Consider the following 22568-nt stretch of genomic DNA (forward strand, 5'->3'; position numbering starts at 1 on the left):
TGTTAAATATCTGATTATTGTTTATTTACAGTTAAATGAATATGTGATAATATGGAAAAAATAAATGCAGTGAAGAGAAGAGTAAATAAAATGAATTTTTCACAGAGAGCTCCATGTAGCTGAAAAGGAGTAAAAATTCTTTATTGAACCAAGCCTCTGAGCAGCATATCGGAACCTATTATTAGGGGATGGTGTGACGGGAGCTCCCGTTATAGAGCTATGGTATAAGCATGAATTAGAATGCAGTACCTGATAAGGTTAGTATGGTGACATATTAACAAACTAGGGTGGCACCGCGATGATAAATCTCGTCCCTAAGATTAAAAGTCTTGGGGGTGGGATTTTTTTATTGTTGTAAAACAATTTTGAAAGCGGGGGCCAAAAATGAAAAATTTACTTAAAGATTGGAAATATCCTTTGTTACTATTGTCCGGAGTTGGTATTGCGAATTTAGGGGCATGGATTTACTTAATAGCACTGAATGTACTTGTCTATAATATGGGTGGCTCAGCCTTAGCTGTTGCTACTTTATATGTAATAAAACCATTAGCCACTTTATTTACAAACGCTTGGTCTGGGAGTATGATTGATCGTTTAAATAAACGGAAATTAATGATTCACCTCGATATATATCGTGCGTTATTTATCGCTATTTTACCTTTACTTCCGTCACTTTGGATTGTTTATGTATTCGTATTCTTTATAAGTATGGCCAGTGCAATTTATGAGCCAACTGCTATGACGTATATGACGAAATTAATTCCAGTAGAGCAAAGACAACGTTTCAACTCATTACGCAGTTTAATAGGATCTGGTGCATTTTTAATTGGTCCAGCGATAGCAGGGGTTTTATTAATTGCGAGTACACCTGAGTTTGCTATATATATGAATGCTATAGCATTTCTCTTATCAGGATTAATTACATTACTTTTACCTAATCTTGATAAGAAAGAAGCTTCGGATACAACAAGTAATACATTATCTCTTACAGTATTAAAAAAAGATTGGAACACTGTTATAAATTTTAGTAGAAAACATGTGTATGTCGTATGTGTGTATTTCTTATTTCAAAGTATGTTCGTATTAGCAACTGCTACTGATTCACTTGAACTATCGTTTGCGAAAGAGGTATTACTACTAACAGATAGTGAATATGGTTTTCTAGTTAGTATAGCTGGTGCAGGATTTATTTTAGGTGCCATAACAAATACAATTTTGTCAAAGAAATTAGCACATTCATTTCTAATTGGAATAGGATCATTATTCATCGCAATTGGTTATTTAATTTATGCTTTTTCAAATATATTTTTAATAGCTGCTATTGGATTCTTTATTTTATCTTTCTCTATGGCATATGCAAATACAGGATTTTATACGTTTTACCAAAATAACGTTCCCGTTCATATAATGGGACGGATCGGAAGTATATATGGACTTGTTATTGCGTTAGTAACAATCTTTATTACAATATTATCTGGTGTTGCGACTCAGTTCATTTCTATACAACTTGTAGTTATTGTAGGTTCATTGATCATGTTATTTATTACTATCGTCTTGTGTGTGTTTACTTTATTCCCATCACAATCTAAGTTGTATTCTACTGAATCAATAAAGTGAAACTTTAATCAGGGGGCATCCCCCACTGATTATCAGCCCTCACCAATCGGGCTTTTACGGGCAGCAGGGTCCCCACTTAACTTCTTTGCTTTCGCTGAATTTTGAGATGGGGGTCCTACTGCCCACAAATAGCGGAATACATTCGAAATGAACTTTGTGTTCTCATTAACAATTTATCGTATTTAATAAGGGGAAAGAACAATACCGAAAGATAAGGGTGGTTGTTGTGATAAAAACAAAAGATGAAATTAATAAAATTGTAAAAGAAATACAAAAGAAAATAGATTTCTCTGGGGTAGTTTTAGTAAAAAAAGAAAAAGACATAATCTATGAAAAAGCAATGGGTTACGCAAACCAAAGTGAATGTATAAACAATACGATACAAACAAGATTTGGCATTGCCTCAGGATGTAAAATTTTCACTGCAATTGGAATCTGTCAACTTGTTGAAAAAGGTGTTATTTCTTTTCATACAAAATTAAAGGATTGTCTAGAGATAAAACTTCCAAACTTCGATGAAGATATTACAATACATCAACTACTAACGCATAGCTCTGGTATACCAGATTATTTTGATGAAAGTATTATGGATAACTTCGAGGATCTTTGGAAACAAACACCTATGTATCTATTAAAGAGCTTAAAAGACTTTTTACCATTATTCCAAAACAGTAATATGATGTTTGCACCTGGGAGTAAGTTTCACTACAACAACGCAGGTTTTATCATACTTGGATTAATAATAGAAGAACAGACGGGACTTAAATTTACGGAGTATATAGAAACAAACATTTTTAATTCGATTGGCATGAATGATTCTGGCTATTTTTCGTTAGATAAATTACCAAGACATACAGCTCTAGGATATATAAAGGACGAAACCAACCAAAATTGGAGAACAAACGCTTACTCTATACCAATAAAAGGAGGGGCTGATGGAGGTGCATATGTTACTGCACCAGACATGTTGAAATTTTGGGCGGCACTATTTAATAATGAAATTTTAGGAAAGGAATATACAAAGTTACTTTTAACTCCCCACATTCATGTAAATGATAAACAGTCTTACGGATATGGAATATGGATTGAAACACGAGAAAACAAGGTATTCAAATATCATGTAATGGGATATGATCCAGGCGTCAGTTTTCGCTCGGCCATATATCCAGAATTAGGAATCACTTTAGTTATTCCATCGAATAAAGGGGCAGGACCTGAAAAATTAATGACAGAAATAGAAAGAGCTTTTTAATTATATGGATATAAAAGAAGAGATACGAAAATAATTTAAACGGGTTTATGATTGTTTCTGTTCTGAAAAATATTTTAGTTAACGAGGAACCCTTTATTTATTAAATAAGGGGTTTTTGTAATTCTGCACAATTACATATGTTTATATGGATTTTTAAATTAAAAAACATTACTATATAATTGTAAATTTAAATTATTAATTCATATGAAAGGATGTGTTAACAATTTGTATATGATCAACGGTAGTTTGTTTATTATTTTAGGGGTTATTTGTTATTTAATTGTACGTGGAATATTAATTGGTACAAAAAATAAAAAACATATGATTTGGTGGAAAGAAATAATAAGTTTTTTATTCGTGGTCTACATTTGTATGGTTGTTGCAGTAACTTTATTCCCTTTACCAATCGGTTTTCCTTCTAATATTGAAAATCTGAATCGCTCGGTCAATATAATTCCATTTGCATCAATTATTAAAGACATCAATCAAATTGGTAGTGCTTATGATGGGGATGCCCTATTTATGATTGGTCTAATTGTAAGAAATGTAGGCGGGAATATTTTATTATTAATGCCTTTAGGATTTTTAGCACCAATTTTATGGGATAAATATAAAAAGTTCAAAAATACTATTTTATTGGGATTTACTATATCAGTTAGTATTGAATTGCTACAATTAATTCAGTCTTTATTTAGTGGAGTGGGACGTATTACTGATATTGATGATGTGATCTGTAATGTTATAGGTTCTATTATTGGATATTCTATTTATAATATCTTTTTAAAAGCCATTAATAAATTTAACATTCGAGTGTTGGGTAAAACTAATTCTAAAGGTGTGGAATTAGTTGATAAATAGGAGTTTAAACGAGTTATTAAAGGCGTACGAGTAAAAAGTACGTCTTTTTATTTTTATAAATAATGCTTAAGGCTGATGAGAAATCACATTTTCCATCTTACACTTGAAAGTAGCTATCGTATTTCAAGTATGGAATGAAAAGAGGAGAATATAATTTTTAAAGATAAACAAGTTTATAGGAGGATTCTAAATGGATATTTTACTTGTTGTTCTTATTATTGTTTTGATGCAAAGTAAAGAACGAAAAGTGAAAATAAACCGTATTTGGCTCATTCCGGCTTTGTTGTGCTTTGTAACAATCCAGTCCATTATTCATATGGGACAAATAACTTTGCTGCAAGGACTACTGTTTGTTGTAATGCTTGGAATCGGCTTAGGTCTTGGAATTATACGAGGAAGAGCTTTAACATTTCGAGTAGATAGTGAAACAGGTCATGTACTACGAAAAGGAAATTGGGTAAGTACAATAATCCTTCTTATTATTTTAGGAGCAAAAATTATAATTAAACAAAGTATGTTTTCTGGTAGTACACACCAGACATTAATGGTTGTAACAAACGCCTTTTTATGTATTACATTAGGCACCGTGATTAGTAGACGTTATTATATTTGGAAAAAATATAATGAATTAACACAAAAAGCGTAAATACATTCATCCCTTGTTTAACATTGCTAAGAACGGTAATACTAATTAACATTGAACTTTTACAACAAGGGATGATAATATGATATACATTTACACAGACTTCGGCGGTACTCATACAACTTCACTTGCTGCAGCGTATCATTTAAATAAATTACCAACGGATCGTAAGTTAACGAAAGAAGAAATTTTGAATGTAGATTACTTTAATAAATTGAAAACAGAAGATATGGGAAAAATTATTTTTCATGGAATTGATGAACATGGTCATCCTGTATATACGATTGGATGTGGCGCATCAAAAGTTGTTGTACCTGCGATGAAGCATTTAGGAGAAATCTTGCAAAAACATTATCAAAGTCATGAAAAAATTATTTTTTCTAATACATCACCAACTGTACCTTTACCAATGACTTTTGGTGGTCTGTTTTCTAGAAGGTTCCATATCGATTTTATTGGCGTACCGTTACTCGTATGGGGAGCAAAAATTTGCTGTGATAATATACAAAGGCTTGTTAGTTATACAAAAGAAGCTGGAAGATTAACGAATGATTATGTTGTAATTTTAGATAATGAAACTTTTAAATAGTATATGATAAGAAGAAAATCGAGCAAATTCCTTGATTTTCTTTTTTATTTGTGAAATAGACAAGAAATAGTCACATTTAATATACATCTACTATAGCCAAAACAATAAAGTCCTGTTACTATTACAGGGATATTCTCTTTTTATAACATAAATATATAGAAAAATTAGAAAAGAGGAATTGAATTAAGGGAGGAACAACATGAAGCGTGTTGCTTGGATTACTGATAGTACAACTGCGAGTTTTAAAACAGAAGGAGATAACTTTGTTATCCCAATTGAAGTTATTATTGATGGTGTGTCGTACAAAGATTGTGAAGAAGGTGTGCGTGAGCGCGTTTATAATGCTTTGAATGAAGGTAAAACTGTCACTACATCACAGCCTAACATAGGGGAAATGGTAGATTTATTTTCGAAATGCAAAGAAGAATATGAAGAGGGATTTGCAGTTGCTATTAGCGGAAAAGTAAGTGGAACTTATCAAAACATGAAGTTAGCTGCAGAAATGGCAGGTTTCCCATTAACGGTATTGGATAGTGAAACAACAAGTTATCCAATGGATGAACTAATTAGAAAAGCGAAATCGTTATACAATGATGGTATGACGTTACAAGATATACACAAAACATTAGTAGATGAAAAAAGAAAACCTTTCCACGTATTCCCGAAAAGTTTAAAAGGCCTTTACGCAAGTGGGCGTGTAAAAGGAGTTCAATTTTTACTTGGAAGTTTATTAAGTGTTAACTTAATATTAGAAGTAAAAGGTGGAGAGCTTTTACTTGAAAAGAAAGTTCGTAAAATCCAAAAATGTCGAGAATATATTAAAAATGAACTTGAAAAAGAATTACCAAAAGTACTTCATATGTTCCATGCTAATGATAAAGATGGAGCCGAAGAATGGATTGCAGATATTAGACAAGCATTCCCTGAAATGGATTTCAAATTATATCCATTACCAATTTCATTTGCGGTTCATGCAGGTGAAGGTACAATAGCAATTAGTTATTAAAGTAAAACCCGTGAATTATTCACGGGTTTTTTATTTAATTAAAATGAAATGTGATCTCGACATATCTCCATCGAGGTTAGAAATCGATGGTCGAGTTACCTTCTCATATATAACTGTGGAATGCCTTTTTTATGACTTATCCAATTATTTCTTACAAGATTTAAGGAGGATTGAGTTGAAAATGAATTGATTAAAGTGTAAAATTACACTAAATAACACATTAGTTACTTTTGAGGGGGAAGTAAAGTGAATAAGGAGCATGCAATTGAACTTATTTCAATGAAAATAAAGTTAATACGCACTGAAAAAAGATATACACAAGATAAAATGGCTGAAGTTCTCGGCATATCAAAAAAAACGCTTGTTCAAATTGAGAAAGGGAGAACGAATGCAGGTTGGACCAACACTGTTGCTATTTGTGCATTGTTTAGAGATAGTGAAGTTTTACAGAATACTCTTGGGGATGATCCATTAGTAGTAATCGAAACAATGGCCCACAATAGCACTAACAACTTCAAAGAAAAAACATTGGGAGGAAAAGTCTGGTGGAAGCAGATTCAAGAAAAAGGGAACTTTCGCTTACAACAAAATCTAATTAGTCAGCATTATCGTATTCTAGACAGACAGGATTACCGCTGGTTTAATTCGTTTGATTTAGAAGAAACGCTAAATCAACTTAATAAATTAGCAACGAATTCAGAACATCAAATAACCAGAACTACAATGAGCGAAAATAAATAGGAGGAAATTACATATGATCATCTTGCATTTTCTTTGGATTTACTTTATGCCAATTTACTGGTTATGTGGATTTATAGGTGGAATCTATTTAATTATTGCAGGTATCAAATATCTTAAATTACTTGTAAGTGTAATGGGATTACTTTGTCTTACCCTTGTCGTGTTACCTATTGTTTGTTGGGGGACAGGGATTAATGCGGAATTTCTTCTTACACCCGTTTCCAACTTTTCACTATTCTCTTTAAGTGGGTTAATAGCAGGATTTATTGGATTGTGGTCAAAAATTAAAGGCATAAGAAATATGGGATTTACTATTTTTACTTGTGGAGTAATAGGTGCCCTATTCTATTATTTAATGTCTATACCCGATTCATACTATATAGGATAGTTTTTCAAAACTCAGTTCATTTACAAACAAAAGGATAGTGAAACAGGAAAAACATTATTTCTATTCTTTCTGTCTAACTTATTAAATAAAAAGGAGGTGCTATAGAACTGGTAGCGTTTCCTTTTTCACATGAATCATTCACCTATCAGATAGGTTGCGCTCCAGTACGTAGTAGGTAGCATATCAATAGCTAGCTATAATTTCTACATTCTCTGACTTTAAATGATAAAGGAGATGTTATCACAGTTGTTCCTGCAAAGAAAAAATGAATAGTTGTAGTAAAAACATTCTAGAATACAGAAGCTTAGGAATATTGGATATAAAATATGATAAATACGAGGCATAAGCCAGTTTACAATTTTTATGTCAACACTACAAACTTGACATGTGTGTATTTCGTTTTGCACTGTAAATCATTCATATTGAGTAATAGAATTGTAGAAATATATAATAGAATATTCGCACTAATATTTATACAGCTACAATCTATTTACATATAAGGTTATTAGGATTATATTGAAAATGAAAGAGAAAACAATAGATGGAAGGGGATGTTTTTTATGTTTAAAAAAGCAGCACTAGGGATTTCATCGTTAGCAATTACAGCGTTCGTCGGATTAGGAATGGCAACAGAAGCTTCAGCTGGACCAGCAGCACCACTTACTTCACTAAACGTCGTACAAGTAGAGTCTGAGCTAGGCGGGGTAGAAACAATTAATCAGAACAGCTTCAGCACATCGCGTAACCACGGGGGAAAATATTTATATATTACAACGAAAGAAATGGGCTATGGCCAAAACCCATTTGCTAAAATGAATGGTTCTAATGTAAAAAGTATTGATTCCACTATAATTGGCGGAAGACCAATCGTTGGCTGGTATTATAAATGGGATGCTTCTGGACACCAACAAGGAACGTTTGAGTACCAAAAGACATCTATAAATTCACCATTTAATACAATGCGTACATCAATTTATATCCAATAATCTTGAAAGCGTTCGCACATATAGAATAGTAAAAAAGGTACTTCTAGGAGTACCTTTTTTTGATTTGAATCACGTTCATCTATATTTACAATCCTGATTTCACAGCAAAAATACTTACCATAAAACAAAATCCTTAAACGTCTATAAAATTAATATGAACGCGTAGTACAAGTCCGCTACAGTTAAAGTACGTAACTTTACATATTTCAACTCTATGAAGAAGGAAGAAACTGTAGTACTTACGCCGCAGTTTTTAATTTATCCATGAACTCATAGTTTAATTTTAAGTTTTTTAGATATATAGACATAACCGTACTACCTGCTACTCTTTTTTAAAATTCAAGATTAAAAAGAGTAGCTAAACTTAAATAAGCTTAGCTTGATGGATATGTGGCGGAACTCTAAAATTAATTACATCTTTTTCATAATATAAACAATTTTATATAGGGAGATGAAAGGATTTTTTAAAATAATAAAGAAGTATGTATAAACAAATATATAAATGGTAGTGATTAGGATGAAAATCAGTAAGTTTGCAGAAGTAAATAATGTAAGTGTAGATACGATTAGACATTATATGGATCTCGGACTCGTTATTCCTGAGAAAAAAGGAAGTCACTATTTTTTGACGAGTATTGTCAAAAGGATATAGAACTTATATTAGAGTACAAATGGATAGGGTTTAGCTTGAATGAAATTAAAGAACTGTTTCTTTATAAAAATTTAGGGAAATCCTTAGACTATGAAAAGGATATTTTTTATCAATCTTTATTTAAAGTAAAATATGAAAAGATTGAACAAGAGATAAAAACCTTAAAGGAACGAAAAGATAAATTAAAGAAAACGTTAAATAATTTATCTATAGAAACTGAAATTTCGAGTTCAATTTTAGGGGTAGATTTAAAAGTACTTCATTTATTTAAATGTGTTAAGTGTAACGGAAATTTAATTCTTGAAGATGGCATTATTAATAAAAATCAAATTGTTGAGGGGAAATTAATTTGTAATTGTGGTGAAGAATACGCGATTACTTCCGGAGTTTTAACAGCTGGAAAATTATTTGAGGTGTATAAGAGGAAATCACTTGAAGATTCTATTTCAGATTATATCCATGAAACGGATACTGCTTTTTTGGAAAATGTTCAAAGAGGAGGAGAATGGGCGAAAAAGAAACTAATGCAATTAGATTTAAATGAAAAAATACTACTTGATTTAGGGTCTGGTATTGGGTTCTTTTTACGAAATATTTATGAAGAACTACCGGAAGAGTGTTTATATATTGCTGTTGATCGAGATTTGAATAAACTTTTACTTTTAAAAGATGTAATTGAGAGAAGAAATGTGAAAAGAAATATTGTATTTATCTGTGCCGACTTTCTAAACATACCTATTCAGAATAATTCTGTTGATATTGTAATCGATCAATCAGGTACAAGTAATTATAGTTTTGAATATGAGGAGTTCTTATTGTGTGAATTAAATTCCCTTTTTAAACACAATTGTTATTTATTAAGTTCATTTATTTTATTTAATAAATTCAGCATAAATAGCCAAATTGCACCTAGACTCAGAGAGAATTTTACATCTGCAAAAGTAACAAAAGAAATCGAAAATTTACAGTTTCAATCTATTGATGAAAGTACTTCAAATTATTTGATACGAGGGGGAAGGTACGAGGATTTCTTTGTTCAAGGAGAAGAAATTTATACATATTCATTTTTCGGAAAAAGATGGGGTTAACCCCATCTTTTATTTATTTCCCATTAAAACTTTTCAAATAGTACATATTGCTATTGGGTTGACCCAAGAACTTACAATGTACGTAACACAAAGTTAGGTAGGGGGAAAGTGATGGGAAGTTTACGATTACATATAGAAAATAAAAAAAGAAACCAAGAACTAAGAAATATGTGTCTCTATTCATTCGGGAAAACAGTATCAATATTTGGTAGCTCTATTTATAGTTTTGCATTAGGATTATATGTTTTACATATAACCGGATCAGCATTAAATTTTGCCATTACGCTTATTTTAGGAACTATTCCGATGATTGTTATGAATCCATTTGCTGGTGTAATTGCAGATAAAGTTGATAAAAAGAAATTGGTCATTTGTATGGATTTACTAAGTGGAAGCTTATTAATTACTGTTTATATATTTAGCAGTAATTATGGATTAGACTTATTCACCATTTATGCTACTACCTTTCTTATAACGGTATTTACAACATTTTTTGGAATAGGATTAGAAGCTGCAAAACCAAATATCGTCTCCAAAGAGAGGCTAATGAGTATTAACTCTATAAGTAAAATTATCGATTCTATATCTTTAATTCTAGGTCCTATGTTAGGTGGTATTGTTTTTGCAGTCTTTGATATTAAAATTTTTATAATTATAAACGGTATTTCATTTATCCTTTCGGCTATTTCCATATTATTTATTAACTTTAAATTGTTTGAGCAAAACATAAATGAGGAATGTTCAATTAGAAAAATTAATTTTATTGAAGTTATAAAGGAGGGATACTCTTACTTAATGGAGCGGAAAAGCTTAAAAAATACGTTCAGTATTTTAATTTCACTTAATTTCTTCTTAGGGTTTGCTGTAACTGTTCCATTGCCATACATTATTAATACAGTTCTCGATCTTGGTTCTAAACAATTTGGTATGATTCAAGGGACTTTTCCAGTAGGCATGATAATTGGTGCGATTTTAGTAAAAAAGATAACCGATCGTTTTTCTTACGCTTATCTTTTGAAAAAGTTAAGCTTTATGTTGGCGGTTTTTATGATTATTTCAGGAATTCCAGTTTTATTCAAAAGTTTTGAGGTAAATGATTTTGTATACGTTATTACCTATTGTGTTGTTATGTTTTTTTTAGGACTAATTATAGTGCTTATTGATATACCTATAGCTTATTTCATGCAAAAAGAGATTCCTGATGAATATAGAGGGAGGGTTCTCAGCATTGGATTAAGTATAAGTAAAATGATGCTTCCTATAGCAATGGCGCTATCCGGTCTATTATTAAATTATATTCCAGCCTACATGATTACAATTGTAGGGGGAATCTTATATTTAATAGTAATTAAAGTTTCATCGAATTGTTTCATATTAGAAGTTCATTCGAAAGATTATAGCGCTTAGTAGATCTTAGATTATTTATATAATGGATACTGCTACATTTTTCAAGATAAGAAATGCAAATACTATAAAATGAAAAATCGGCTGATTTCCCATGAACAATTTTGAAAAGATTACATATTCGTTTTGGAGACTACTTTAAAATTGTAGGTTGAGGGGGATGAATATCGTTCTAAATACAATAAGAAAATTTAACTTTGTTGATTGACCTTCCCCTTACAGGAAGCAGTATATTTAAAATAATTAATTACAGGAGGTGAGTGTTATGCTTTCAATTGGAGAGTTTTCAAAAATATCTCATCTTACAATGAAGACGCTGCGCTATTATGATGAAATTGGGCTTTTAAAACCAGCTTTCATAGACCCTAAGAATGGATATCGCTACTATGATATTTTCCAATTAGAAATAGCTTTATTGATTACACGATTAAAAACTTATTTATTTTCGCTGGAAGAAATTAAGGATATTTTAGAAAATCGGGAGAAAACTGAATTGCTTAACTCTAAAATGAAAACCAAACAAGAAAATCTAACACAGCAGATAACATATTATTCTTCTTTATTAAAAAAATTAAAGCGTGATATTCAACAATTAGATGAAGAGGAAAGTATCATAGGTTACTTAAATCATATTGAGATTAATCTTGTAAATCACTTAACCTATAATATATCATCTCAGCGAAAACAAATTAATACCGTTGATTTCCTAACACACTTTAATGAGTTGTTTAGTAAAATTTCATTTGAAAATTTATTACCTATTGCAAAACCACTTGCTATTTTCCATAGTTCAGAATATGTACCTGAAAATTATGATGTGGAAATTGCGATTCCCCTTGCAGAAGCCACAAATAAAACAAAGGTGTTTAATCCCGGTCTTTGCGCAATGGCTAAGCTTATTGGTTCTTACGAAGAATTACCTTTTATTCATACAAAGCTACACGTTTGGATTGAAGAAAATAACTATAAACTGAATGGAGCTCCGTTTGAAGTTTATAAAACGAATCCTTATAGCACACAGGAGGAGAATAATATCATAGAAGTTTATTTTCCTATAAAATGAATAAAGGAAGGAGCGTATCACAATGTATGGTATAAACCGGCCAACAATAAAAGAAAAAATATTAATTTTAGTTACTGAGATTATCTATCTAATCATTGCGTATTACTTACTTTTCATTACTTATTTCAAACCAGGCATTTCAATAGGGCTGTTTATAGCTTTAATTATCACCGCTTTACGATTAACGGCTATGATGTTTATATGGTTGTCTAGAGGGATTTCATGGCAAGAAGCCATTATGAACAGTATTGCTTTTGGAATTTATTATTTAGGTTTTCCAATCTTAATGATTACTAGTAATCAGGATCCTAATTTAATATTACTTACAATAGGTTGGATATTGTTTTTAGGAGGAAGTATGTTAAACACAGTTTCAGAGCTACTTAGAAAATCCTTTAAAGACAATCCTGTAAATCAAGGTAAGCTATATACAGGTGGTTTATTTAAATATGCGATTCATATTAATTATCTGGGGGATTGCCTTTGGGTGTTAGGTTTAGCATTTATCGCTAGCAATATTTATAGTTTATTTATACCTCTAGGCCTGTTCTTTGTATTCGTTTTTGAATATATTCCAAAATCTGATGGTTACTTACAGAAAAAGTATGAAGAACAATTTACAGTCTATAAACAGAAAACAAAAAAATTAATACCGTTTATTTGGTAAATCAGTTTCATAAATTATAAAAAGCGCAGGATCAGCATCCTGCGCTTTTCTATCGTAATTCAGCGGTTTTTCTAATGACAATCTTATCAATATCATCTTCTTCATCACCAATAAATAATCCGCGTTCTTTTAAATATGCTTCAAAATATAAATCTGCTTCAGCGCGTTCGTCATATGGCTTTACAGAGAGAACGAAACCTAATTTGTTTTGTTCTTCTAAGTGAGAAGTGGAGATGTAAGCCGGTACATTATGGCGTAAAAAGAGTTCTTTAACCGGAATAATCATATCTTTCATTAATTTCGTTAGCATACCCATTTCAAACTCGAAATTAAAGCGATCTATACTAGATAAATCAGCGAATACTACACCGATAAAACCTGTATTAAATACTTCTTGATATTCTACATCTTCATCATGGCCGCCATAAAAATTCTTTTCGATTAAATAATTTACAAAATAAGCAACGCCATCACTTTGTTCAAATGGTTTCGTTGAAAGAACAAAACCAATTTTCTTTTGTTTATGTAAATACACACATGACATGTATGCTGAAATGTTATGTTCTTTAAATAAAGCACTTGTTGCTCCAGAGAGACCATCTAGTACGTGATGAACAATTTGAAGTTTTTTACGAGCGAAATAATAGGATTTCTTTTGTAACTCCAATGTATCAATAAAGACAGAGCCGATAAAGCCTGTATTTGAAATAATAGGTGCTTGCTTTTTTCTTCCTCTGCGCTTTAATGGAGCCATTGTTAAAATCATCCCTTCATGTACGTTTAAAATAAAAAGAACGTTTGTTCGTATATTTACATTTTACTATTAAAACGCTATAAAGTAAAGGGTTTTTGATGAAAATATAACAAAAAAGACACCTTATAAAAGGTGCCTTAAACGCTGTAAGGGATAGGGTTTACCCTAACTATTTATATTATGATACAGAAACAATCTCTTCTGTATCTTCTACATCTAAATGACAGTCCATAGTACGAACATCTTGATCTTCATGACTTCCGAAATAAATAGTAATTTTCATATGTATCGCTCCTTTATTCTAGGAATACCTAAAATAATTACTAGTAATGTTAATATTTATTATATACCACTTTTTTCATTCCGACAACGTTATATCATTTTTAATTATTTTAAACTATAGAGCACAATTTAAAGAGATACTTTTTATAGAAAATGGTAAATTTCTAATATGTTATATTTAATATAGAAAAATTCGAGTGTTACTTTTTATGAAAAGGAGAACTATTGATGAATTATAAACAACTACTACTAGAAAACTTTGCATTTAAAACTTCATATGTTGCACAATTTGTGCCCGGAATGAGTATAAAAAAAACGAAAGATTATATTGCTGTTGATTGTGGATTACCTGCCGATACATTTAATATCATCACTCTACTAAACAATAATTTAACGGAAGGGATCGAGAAATTATATAAAGAGGTAGAATACTATTATCAAAGAAATTTTCCAATGAGTGTTTGGTTATGGGATGAGGAGCAAGAGCGGGATATAAAAAGTGAGTTAATTAAAATCGGTTTAAAAGAAGTAGAACAGAATATTGCGATGGTAGCAGACTTAAAAACAATTTCCCCAACAATAAACATGCCAGTAAGTTTTACTATTCAACAAGCATCTTCACCTGGACAAATAAATAAATTTGGAGAAACGTTAGCTGATCTATTCGGTACATCAGAAGAAGGTATACATGTACAAGCATTCTATAATCAAATTTCTAATCTTGATATATGTAACAGTGAGAATCTGAAATTATTTTTAGGGTTATATGAAGGTGAAGTCGTAACTGTTGGTTCATTGATATGTTCAAAAGATAGTATTGGTATTTATGACATAGCAACGAAAGAAGGAATGAGAGGACGAGGGTTCGGATCTGCTATGTTCAATTTCCTGCTGCAAGAAGCACATAAATTTAAAAATACGTATTGTGTATTACAAGCTTCACCCGATGGAATCAATATTTATAAAAAATCGGGATTTCAAGCTATCGGCAAAATGACTGTATTGGAAAATCGACATTTAATTGAGTAAATCATTCAAGTTAAATCGTCTTTATATAGGAGCTTATAAATCGTTATGAAAAAGATATATCTCGTTACAATAATTTGTGCATTTATAGTAATAAGTATCTTTGTTTTTCAGAAAATAAATGAACATAAGTATACTAAAGCTATTAATCAATCAAATCATATAAAAAATATCGCACATAGAGGTGCTTCTGCATATGCGCCTGAACATACAATAGCAGCATATAAATTAGGACAAAAAATGAATGGAGATTATATAGAAATTGATCTCCAAATGACAAAAGATGGGCATTTAGTGGCAATGCATGACGAAACCTTAAACCGTACAACAAATGGTACTGGGCTAGTGAAAGAGCATACATTAGAAGAAATAAAGCAACTAAATGCAGATTCTTTTTTCAACGAAAAATATCCGAACTTAGCAAAGAAAGAATTTGAAAATGCTAAAGTCCCAACATTAACAGAAATTATTGAAACGTTTGGGCATAACGCAAACTATTATATTGAAACAAAATCACCTAATGAATATCCAGGAATGGAAGAAAAATCATTAGAAATTATTAATCACTATGAAATACAGGATAAAGTTATTATTCAATCGTTTAGTGAAGAAAGTCTGCAAAAGATTCATAGCTTAAATAGTAATATATCTTTAGTACAATTATTACCTAATAAAAAAGCAGTTCAATTAACAGAATTAGAGATAGAAAAGTATAAAACGTACTGCATAGGTCTTGGTATGAATTACAAATATATTGATTCAGATTATGTAAATAAAATAAAGAAAAACGGATTAGAAGTTCATCCATTTACAGTAGATAATGAAAAAGATATGAAAAAGTTACTTTCATGGGGAGTCGACGGGATGTTTACTAATTATCCGGATCGTTTACATTCAATATTGGATTTGAAAAGTCATGAATAAGAAGTGTTATTCATAAAGGGAAAATTTACACAACCTATATATTAGGATTAATAATGCAAGGTGGCATGTTGCATATAAAAAGAAAATACCAAAAACCGCAACTTGAAGACTTAGGTTGTGGTTTTTTTATTGCTTCGATTTCAACTTACAAAGTTTGAAGCTAGAAGTGAAAACCTTTTTAGCTGAATTGGCTTCCTATGTATTTGTACTTCGTATCGTTCTAGGTATATGTACAACCCGTGAGACGAGTTTTGCATAGGATAATAGAAAAGGAGATGTTGCATATTGAAATACCACAATAGAAATGTAAGTAATCTGAATAAATTAGCGGATAATACGAAAGCTGCAGCTTTTAAGTGGTATCAGTACTGTATCGACAATGGAATTGAAGTATTAATTTATGAAACAATCCGTACGGTTGAGCAACAACGTGAATATGTTCGTAAAGGAGCATCACAAACGATGCGCTCATATCACTTAGTAGGACAGGCATTAGATTTTGTTCCAATCCAGTCGAATGGTACAGAAGATTGGATTGGCTATAATAAAGAACCGTGGGCATCAGCAATTCGTTATGCTAAACAAATTGGCTTTGAATGGGGCGGCGACTGGAAAGGATTTGTGGATAGCCCGCATTTGCAATATAACTACAAAGGATATGGAACGGATACTTTTGGAAAAGGTGCTCAAAACGTAGTGACTCCTCCCCCGTCGAATGATAGTGTAGGGATTGCTTATATTAACGGTAGTAATGTAAATTTACGAAAAGGACCTGGTACTGGATATGGCGTTATTCGTCAATTAGGGAAAGGAGAGTCCTACAAAGTATTTGGACAATCAAATGGTTGGTTAAATCTCGGTGGCGATCAGTGGATTTATAACGATCCATCATATATTCGTTATACGGGAGGAAATGTACCAACACCTTCACAATCATCAAACGAGGGTGTTGGTGTAGTTACTATAATCGCTGATGTATTGCGTGTTCGTACCGGCCCAGGAACAAATTACGGCATTGTGAAAAACGTGTATCAAGGTGAAAAATATCAATCATTTGGATATAAAGATGGTTGGTATAATGTTGGTGGAAATCAATGGGTTTCTGGTGAATATGTTACGTTTGTAAAGTAAAAATAAGAGCCGTCCTGTTGGGCGGCATTTTATTTTAAATATTCATAGGACGAGCATTCATAATATTATTTGTAATACATAGAGTATAATTTTTCATTCTAATAATCAGAAAGTAATCAAAATGTAATTAATTTCAACTACGCTTTTTATATTTTTTTGATACACTGGCTACGAGGGGGATACCAATTAAGGTGGGTAAAAACCAAAACCATATTGGCGGAAGTAAATTTAAAATGGGAATATGGATGCCGATATTTACTAAAAGTGCGGTGACTGCACCAATATAAGAACCTAGCATACCTCTAATGTGGTGATGGAGCCAATTTTTCCAACGTTTTTTTCGTGCAAGGTATCCATAAATCGCAAATGAATAAGAGAAGATTGCTACATAAAATAAATATGCGATTTTATCCCAGTTGATAATGGATAATATTATTGCCGTAAGGGTAATGACAACATAGGATGCATGATATATTTCGCCCCATTCGGTATGTTTTCCTTTCTTCTTTTGGGCAACCATCGCTACAATACCAGTGATTAAGCATATTGTTCCAAATAGGATGTGTATGGTTAAAAGAATGTTAAAAATGCTCATAATAATTCCTCCTTTTTTATTTTTATAGTATTGCAGTATAGGAGAAAAGTTGAAAAATATAGTTAGTTCGGCTTAATATATTGAAATAAAGGTACTCCTAGAACAAAACCCAATGATTTAAATATTTAGTGAGATGATTATTATGTTAAATGAAGGAGAGACTTCTATGTTTACATCTATTACATATTTACAATCGGGCAATGAGAAACAACAAAAAATATATGATGTTTTGAATAGCCTAAACATAATGGAGGATTTAGCTTTATATAATCCCGTTCTTTGCGGGACAATCCCTATAAGAATTGATACTCCTCAATCTGACTTAGATATTGTAATGGAAGTATATAACTTTGATGTTTTTGAGCAGGAAATGAGATCTTTATATGGTTCTTATGGAGGGTTCAACATAAAAAAGAAAAAAATTAAAGGTACTGAATCGATAAAGGTGAATTTTGAATTCGAAGGTTTTGAATTTGAATTATTTGCTCAACCGAAGCCAGTGCGTAATCAAAATGCATATAGACACATGATAGTGGAACACATGCTATTAATGCAGCATCCCCATATAAGGGAAGAAGTTATTCGCTTAAAGGAACAAGGTTTAAAAACAGAACCTGCTTTTGCTCAAGTATTAAATATTGACGGAGATCCTTATGAAGAACTTATTTTATTAGGGCAGGAAATGAAATTGTGGTAAATAAGATACATAAAAAAAATCCTCCAAAAACAAAAGAGGATTTTTTTTATGCCGTTAACTTCCGAATTAATTCACTGAGCAATTTAATTCCGTTAGTCATTTGTTCTGGAGTAGCATATCCATATGATAAACGAATGTACTGATCTGATTCTTCTTCATAAATACGTCCCGGATTTAAAAGAATTCCTTTTGATAGTGCCTCTGAAAATAGTTTTTTCATCGGAATGTTATGTACAACCTTTAGCCATATAAAAAATCCACCACTAGGAATATCCCATGATGCAATATCTGCACAATATTTATTTAAAGCTCGTATCATTATTTGTCTTCGTTCTTTCAGGTGCTTTCTTACGTTTGCTACATGTTCTTCATAAAAACCTTCATTTATCCATTCAGCAGCTACTCTTTGAGATAAAGAGCTGGATCCATAGTCTGTTTGCATTTTTATATCTGACAATCTATCAATAACAGGTTCTGGTCCGATTATCCATCCAATTCTAAGTCCTGGGCTAAGTGTTTTAGAGAGACTACCAATATATAATACATGTCCATGTTTATCCATCGACTTTAAAGGAGCTGGAGGTGATTCATCAAGCCATAACTCTCGGTAAATATCATCCTCGATGATAGGCAATTGCTCTTTTTCACATATTTTTAATATTTCTTTTCTTCGCTCTTTGGACATCAATATCCCCGTTGGATTTTGAAAACAAGGGATTGAATATAAAATATTATTCTTTTGACTATATTTAATTCGTTTTAATAAGTCGTTAGGTAAAATACCGTGATGATCCATTGATATACCGGATAAATTTATATTTGCTGATTGAAAAACATGAAGTGAATATAAGTAAGAAGGTTGTTCAAGTAAAACAGTTGATTTTCTATGTAAAAGACCAATCGATATTAATTGTAATGCTTGGAGTGCACCAGAGACTATTAATATAGAATCCGGTGATGCATGTATTCCAAATGATTTTACATATTTGCTTATTGCTTCACGTAACGGATAAAAACCTTTTTGTTCTTCGTATCCGAAATAATCTAATTCCTCACTGACGTTTTTTATTATAGATTGCATAGTTTCGAGCGGGAAAAGATGAGGTGCAAGTTCACCTTTACTAAGATGGATAAGCGTTTTATTTGCTTCTGCTTCATTTATTTCTCGCACCATTAACTTACTTGGTTTATGAATACCGGCCTTTACATATTCACTCCAATCGGGCGGGGGATTAGTTGCTAATAATGACCATGTATTATTTGTTACAATTGTTCCTGCTCCGATTTGTCCTTGAATTAAACCATCTGCCATAAGTTCATCTAGCGCATTTATTACAGTACTTCGATTTACATGAAATAATTGTGCTAACTGCCGCTGACTAGGGATTTTACTTCCAATTGGCCATTCTCCGTTTTCAATTTTTTCTTTCATATAGTCTATTATCTGCCGATATTTGGGCACTTTTTTATCGGTTGTCATATAAAAAACTCCTTCGTTAATTTAAAAGATTCAAAGTGGTTGGTTTTTCCGATAAATAACTGGTTGAAGACATTGTATCAACTATTAAATATGATGAAAAGAAATAATTGGTAATTTAAAAATGGTTGGTTTATTAAGGAGGGAGAGAAAACATGCATAATAAAAAATGGGATTTACGCATTATATGTGCTCATGCTTTTACAATTCTTATATGGGGAACTGCTTTTCCAGCAATTCGTCTGGGGCTTGAATCTTATACGCCTGAACACCTTACTTTACTACGCTTATTAATCGCCTCATTTATACTTTTGTTATTTTCATTTATATACAAACTACGACTACCGGATTTAAAGGATATCCCAGCAATTTTTATATTTGGTGCTTTAGGGTTTACTATTTATCACATCGCATTAAATTACGGCGAAAAAACAGTAAATGCTGGATCTGCAAGTTTAATTATTTCAGTCACCCCAATAGTGACGGCAATTCTTGCTTCTGTTTTTTTGAATGACAAAATGAAATTAAATGGTTGGCTTGGTGGTGTAATTAGTTTTGCAGGAATTGCCTTAATTTCATTTAGCCAGGGCGATGCTATTCAATTGAATAGCGGGGGATTATTTATATTATTAGCGGCGATTTCAGAAAGTCTATTTTTCGTTTTCCAAACATCTTACTTAAAAAAATACGGCTTCTTACCATTTACCATATATACAATTTTGTCTAGTACTGTATGTATGCTTATTTTCTTACCCGGAGTTTATCAAGAAATACTAGCAGCTCCTCTTGAAGTTAACTTGAGCGTTATATATTTAGGTGTCTTTCCAACAGTACTCCCGTATATTGCATTGGCCTATATTATATCTCGTGCTGGTGCTTCTGAAGCAACAAGTTCTCTATATTTAACGCCAATAACTGCGTGTTTCATTGCTTGGATATGGTTAGGAGAAGTGCCAACTTTAGTTTCGATAATTGGCGGAGGAATTACTATACTTGGAATTGTGATTGCTCATATACCGGTATTAAGAAAAGAAAAACATAGGAATTTAGCAAATAATCAATCCGTATAATGTAATTCAATAATAATTTTATGATACTTTTTTATATAGTTTCTTTCTTATGTTGATAAATATAATATTTTGTATTTCAGTTAAATATTGTATGTTACATTTTATGTAGTAAGCATTTTAAAAGGAGCTGACAACATAATGAATGGAAAAAGAAAAATTTTCACATGTATTTCTATTGTAGGAATCGGACTAGCTAGTTTTTCTAATTCTAGTTTCGCAGCAAGTGTAACGGACAATTCAATACAAAATTCTATTCCCGTAGTTAATCAACAAGTAGCTGCTGCAAAGGAAATGAAACCATTTCCCCAGCAAGTTAATTATGCAGGTGTTATAAAACCGAATCATGTTACACAGGAAAGTTTAAATGCTTCTGTAAGAAGTTACTACGATAATTGGAAAAAGAAATATTTGAAAAATGATTTATCTTCTTTACCTGGTGGTTATTACGTAAAAGGAGAGATTACAGGTGATGCGGATGGGTTTAAGCCACTTGGAACTTCAGAAGGTCAAGGGTATGGGATGATAATTACAGTATTAATGGCTGGTTATGATTCGAATGCTCAAAAAATCTATGACGGTTTATTTAAAACAGCAAGAACTTTTAAAAGCTCTCAAAATCCTAATTTAATGGGATGGGTTGTCGCAGATAGTAAAAAAGCACAAGGTCATTTTGATTCTGCTACTGATGGGGATTTAGATATTGCGTATTCTCTTCTTCTTGCTCATAAGCAGTGGGGATCTAATGGAACAGTTAATTATTTGAAAGAAGCACAAGACATGATTACAAAAGGTATTAAAGCTAGTAATGTTACAAATAATAACCGACTAAATTTAGGAGATTGGGATTCTAAAAGTTCACTTGATACGAGACCATCTGATTGGATGATGTCACACCTTAGAGCATTTTATGAATTTACAGGTGATAAAACTTGGCTTACTGTTATTAATAATTTGTACGATGTTTATACGCAATTTAGTAATAAGTACTCTCCAAATACAGGACTTATTTCAGATTTCGTTGTAAAAAACCCACCACAACCCGCACCTAAAGACTTCTTAGATGAGTCAGAATATACAAATGCATATTATTATAATGCTAGTCGAGTACCTTTAAGAATTGTAATGGACTATGCGATGTACGGCGAGAAGCGAAGTAAAGTTATTTCTGATAAAGTCTCTTCATGGATTCAAAATAAAACGAATGGAAATCCTTCTAAAATTGTGGATGGTTATCAATTAAATGGATCCAATATTGGTAGTTATCCAACTGCTGTATTTGTTTCACCGTTTATTGCTGCAAGTATAACGAGTAGCAATAATCAAAAGTGGGTAAATAGTGGTTGGGATTGGATGAAGAATAAGAGAGAAAGTTATTTTAGTGATAGTTATAATTTATTAACTATGTTATTTATTACAGGAAATTGGTGGAAGCCTGTACCTGATGATAAAAAAACACAAAATCTAATAAATGATGCAATTTATGAAGGATACGATAATTAATTAAATTTGAGAATGGTTACTGAAGAAAGGAATTAGCATTCGCTAGTTCCTTTTTAATGTTTTGTAAAACATTATCCATTCTAAAATTCGCATAGATTATACTTGCTTTTTTCATATACATAGTTATTGATGACTCTATGTTTTTATGAAGGGAGAGT

The 22568-nt window shown here is 31.6% G+C and carries 21 protein-coding genes, 1 pseudogene and 1 other annotated feature; of the genes and pseudogenes, 19 read left to right on the top strand and 3 right to left on the bottom strand.

Features of this window, described 5'->3' with window-relative positions:
- The first annotated feature begins 60 nt into the window (after window positions 1–60).
- Window positions 61–319: a binding site (T-box leader), on the top strand.
- Window positions 320–384: 65 nt separating this feature from the next.
- The 13 genes and pseudogenes from BUA87_RS04830 to BUA87_RS04890 all read left to right on the top strand — a co-directional run bounded on the left by BUA87_RS04830 (window position 385) and on the right by BUA87_RS04890 (window position 12954).
- Window positions 385–1617 (top strand): MFS transporter, encoded by a 1233-nt coding sequence (locus tag BUA87_RS04830; RefSeq protein WP_072938593.1) that lies wholly within the window; start codon window positions 385–387, stop codon window positions 1615–1617.
- A 226-nt stretch (window positions 1618–1843) separates the two neighbouring features.
- Window positions 1844–2869: a serine hydrolase domain-containing protein gene (locus tag BUA87_RS04835; RefSeq protein WP_072938596.1), complete on the top strand. Its 1026-nt coding sequence runs from the start codon at window positions 1844–1846 to the stop codon at window positions 2867–2869.
- A 225-nt stretch (window positions 2870–3094) separates the two neighbouring features.
- A complete protein-coding gene (locus BUA87_RS04840; protein WP_061660852.1) occupies window positions 3095–3727 on the top strand; it encodes a VanZ family protein in 633 nt (210 codons plus the stop codon).
- A 190-nt stretch (window positions 3728–3917) separates the two neighbouring features.
- Window positions 3918–4373: a CcdC protein domain-containing protein gene (locus tag BUA87_RS04845; RefSeq protein ID WP_061660853.1), complete on the top strand. Its 456-nt coding sequence runs from the start codon at window positions 3918–3920 to the stop codon at window positions 4371–4373.
- A gap of 79 nt (window positions 4374–4452) precedes the next feature.
- Window positions 4453–4959 carry a DUF3189 family protein gene (locus BUA87_RS04850; protein WP_000639421.1) on the top strand — a complete coding sequence of 169 codons (507 nt, stop codon included), beginning with the start codon at window positions 4453–4455 and terminating at the stop codon, window positions 4957–4959.
- 199 nt (window positions 4960–5158) lie between these two features.
- Window positions 5159–5965, top strand: a complete 807-nt coding sequence (locus BUA87_RS04855) for a DegV family protein (protein WP_061660854.1) — start codon at window positions 5159–5161, stop codon at window positions 5963–5965.
- 246 nt (window positions 5966–6211) lie between these two features.
- On the top strand, window positions 6212–6706 hold the full coding sequence (locus BUA87_RS04860; RefSeq protein WP_001031006.1) for a helix-turn-helix transcriptional regulator: 495 nt from the start codon (window positions 6212–6214) through the stop codon (window positions 6704–6706).
- 13 nt (window positions 6707–6719) lie between these two features.
- Complete coding sequence (locus BUA87_RS04865) at window positions 6720–7094, top strand: hypothetical protein (RefSeq protein ID WP_000584709.1); 375 nt, start codon at window positions 6720–6722, stop codon at window positions 7092–7094.
- Window positions 7095–7654: 560 nt separating this feature from the next.
- Window positions 7655–8080 carry a DUF4879 domain-containing protein gene (locus BUA87_RS04870; protein WP_000472917.1) on the top strand — a complete coding sequence of 142 codons (426 nt, stop codon included), beginning with the start codon at window positions 7655–7657 and terminating at the stop codon, window positions 8078–8080.
- 517 nt (window positions 8081–8597) lie between these two features.
- Window positions 8598–9820 (top strand): annotated as a pseudogene (locus BUA87_RS04875) (MerR family transcriptional regulator).
- Window positions 9821–9931: 111 nt separating this feature from the next.
- Entirely contained in the window at window positions 9932–11227 is a 1296-nt protein-coding gene (locus tag BUA87_RS04880; RefSeq protein ID WP_072938599.1) for an MFS transporter, read from the top strand.
- Window positions 11228–11489: 262 nt separating this feature from the next.
- On the top strand, window positions 11490–12287 hold the full coding sequence (locus BUA87_RS04885; RefSeq protein ID WP_072938604.1) for a MerR family transcriptional regulator: 798 nt from the start codon (window positions 11490–11492) through the stop codon (window positions 12285–12287).
- 22 nt (window positions 12288–12309) lie between these two features.
- Complete coding sequence (locus tag BUA87_RS04890; protein WP_072938607.1) at window positions 12310–12954, top strand: methyltransferase family protein; 645 nt, start codon at window positions 12310–12312, stop codon at window positions 12952–12954.
- Between the two features lie 49 nt (window positions 12955–13003).
- On the opposite strand, the gene BUA87_RS04895 is transcribed toward BUA87_RS04890, so the two are convergent.
- The gene (locus BUA87_RS04895; RefSeq protein WP_000035355.1) at window positions 13004–13708 is read right to left on the bottom strand and encodes a hypothetical protein; all 705 of its coding nucleotides are present in this window, start codon (window positions 13706–13708) and stop codon (window positions 13004–13006) included.
- A 510-nt stretch (window positions 13709–14218) separates the two neighbouring features.
- Here BUA87_RS04895 and BUA87_RS04900 point away from each other — a divergent pair.
- The 3 genes from BUA87_RS04900 (at window position 14219) to BUA87_RS04910 (ending at window position 17071) form a co-directional block, all read left to right on the top strand.
- On the top strand, window positions 14219–15019 hold the full coding sequence (locus BUA87_RS04900; RefSeq protein WP_072938610.1) for a GNAT family N-acetyltransferase: 801 nt from the start codon (window positions 14219–14221) through the stop codon (window positions 15017–15019).
- A 45-nt stretch (window positions 15020–15064) separates the two neighbouring features.
- On the top strand, window positions 15065–15940 hold the full coding sequence (locus BUA87_RS04905) for a glycerophosphodiester phosphodiesterase (RefSeq protein ID WP_072938612.1): 876 nt from the start codon (window positions 15065–15067) through the stop codon (window positions 15938–15940).
- 285 nt (window positions 15941–16225) lie between these two features.
- The gene (locus BUA87_RS04910) at window positions 16226–17071 is read left to right on the top strand and encodes a M15 family metallopeptidase (RefSeq protein ID WP_072938615.1); all 846 of its coding nucleotides are present in this window, start codon (window positions 16226–16228) and stop codon (window positions 17069–17071) included.
- A 133-nt stretch (window positions 17072–17204) separates the two neighbouring features.
- Here the strand turns inward: BUA87_RS04910 and BUA87_RS04915 are convergent, their stop codons facing one another.
- Window positions 17205–17666 (bottom strand): DUF2306 domain-containing protein, encoded by a 462-nt coding sequence (locus tag BUA87_RS04915; RefSeq protein WP_053564312.1) that lies wholly within the window; start codon window positions 17664–17666, stop codon window positions 17205–17207.
- Between the two features lie 166 nt (window positions 17667–17832).
- On the opposite strand from BUA87_RS04915, the gene BUA87_RS04920 reads away from it, so the two are divergent.
- Window positions 17833–18363, top strand: a complete 531-nt coding sequence (locus tag BUA87_RS04920) for a DUF4269 domain-containing protein (protein WP_000495197.1) — start codon at window positions 17833–17835, stop codon at window positions 18361–18363.
- Between the two features lie 46 nt (window positions 18364–18409).
- On the opposite strand, the gene BUA87_RS04925 is transcribed toward BUA87_RS04920, so the two are convergent.
- Entirely contained in the window at window positions 18410–19843 is a 1434-nt protein-coding gene (locus tag BUA87_RS04925; RefSeq protein WP_000205601.1) for an efflux pump transcription regulator NorG, read from the bottom strand.
- A 152-nt stretch (window positions 19844–19995) separates the two neighbouring features.
- Between BUA87_RS04925 and BUA87_RS04930 the strand changes: the two genes are divergently transcribed.
- Together BUA87_RS04930 and BUA87_RS04935 are read left to right on the top strand one after the other, a co-directional pair.
- The gene (locus BUA87_RS04930) at window positions 19996–20910 is read left to right on the top strand and encodes a DMT family transporter (protein ID WP_072938617.1); all 915 of its coding nucleotides are present in this window, start codon (window positions 19996–19998) and stop codon (window positions 20908–20910) included.
- 138 nt (window positions 20911–21048) lie between these two features.
- On the top strand, window positions 21049–22410 hold the full coding sequence (locus BUA87_RS04935; protein ID WP_016122599.1) for a family 8 glycosyl hydrolase: 1362 nt from the start codon (window positions 21049–21051) through the stop codon (window positions 22408–22410).
- Window positions 22411–22568 lie beyond the last annotated feature (158 nt).

This window comes from Bacillus sp. bc15, assembly GCF_900142585.1.
Lineage (GTDB): Bacteria > Bacillota > Bacilli > Bacillales > Bacillaceae_G > Bacillus_A > Bacillus_A cereus.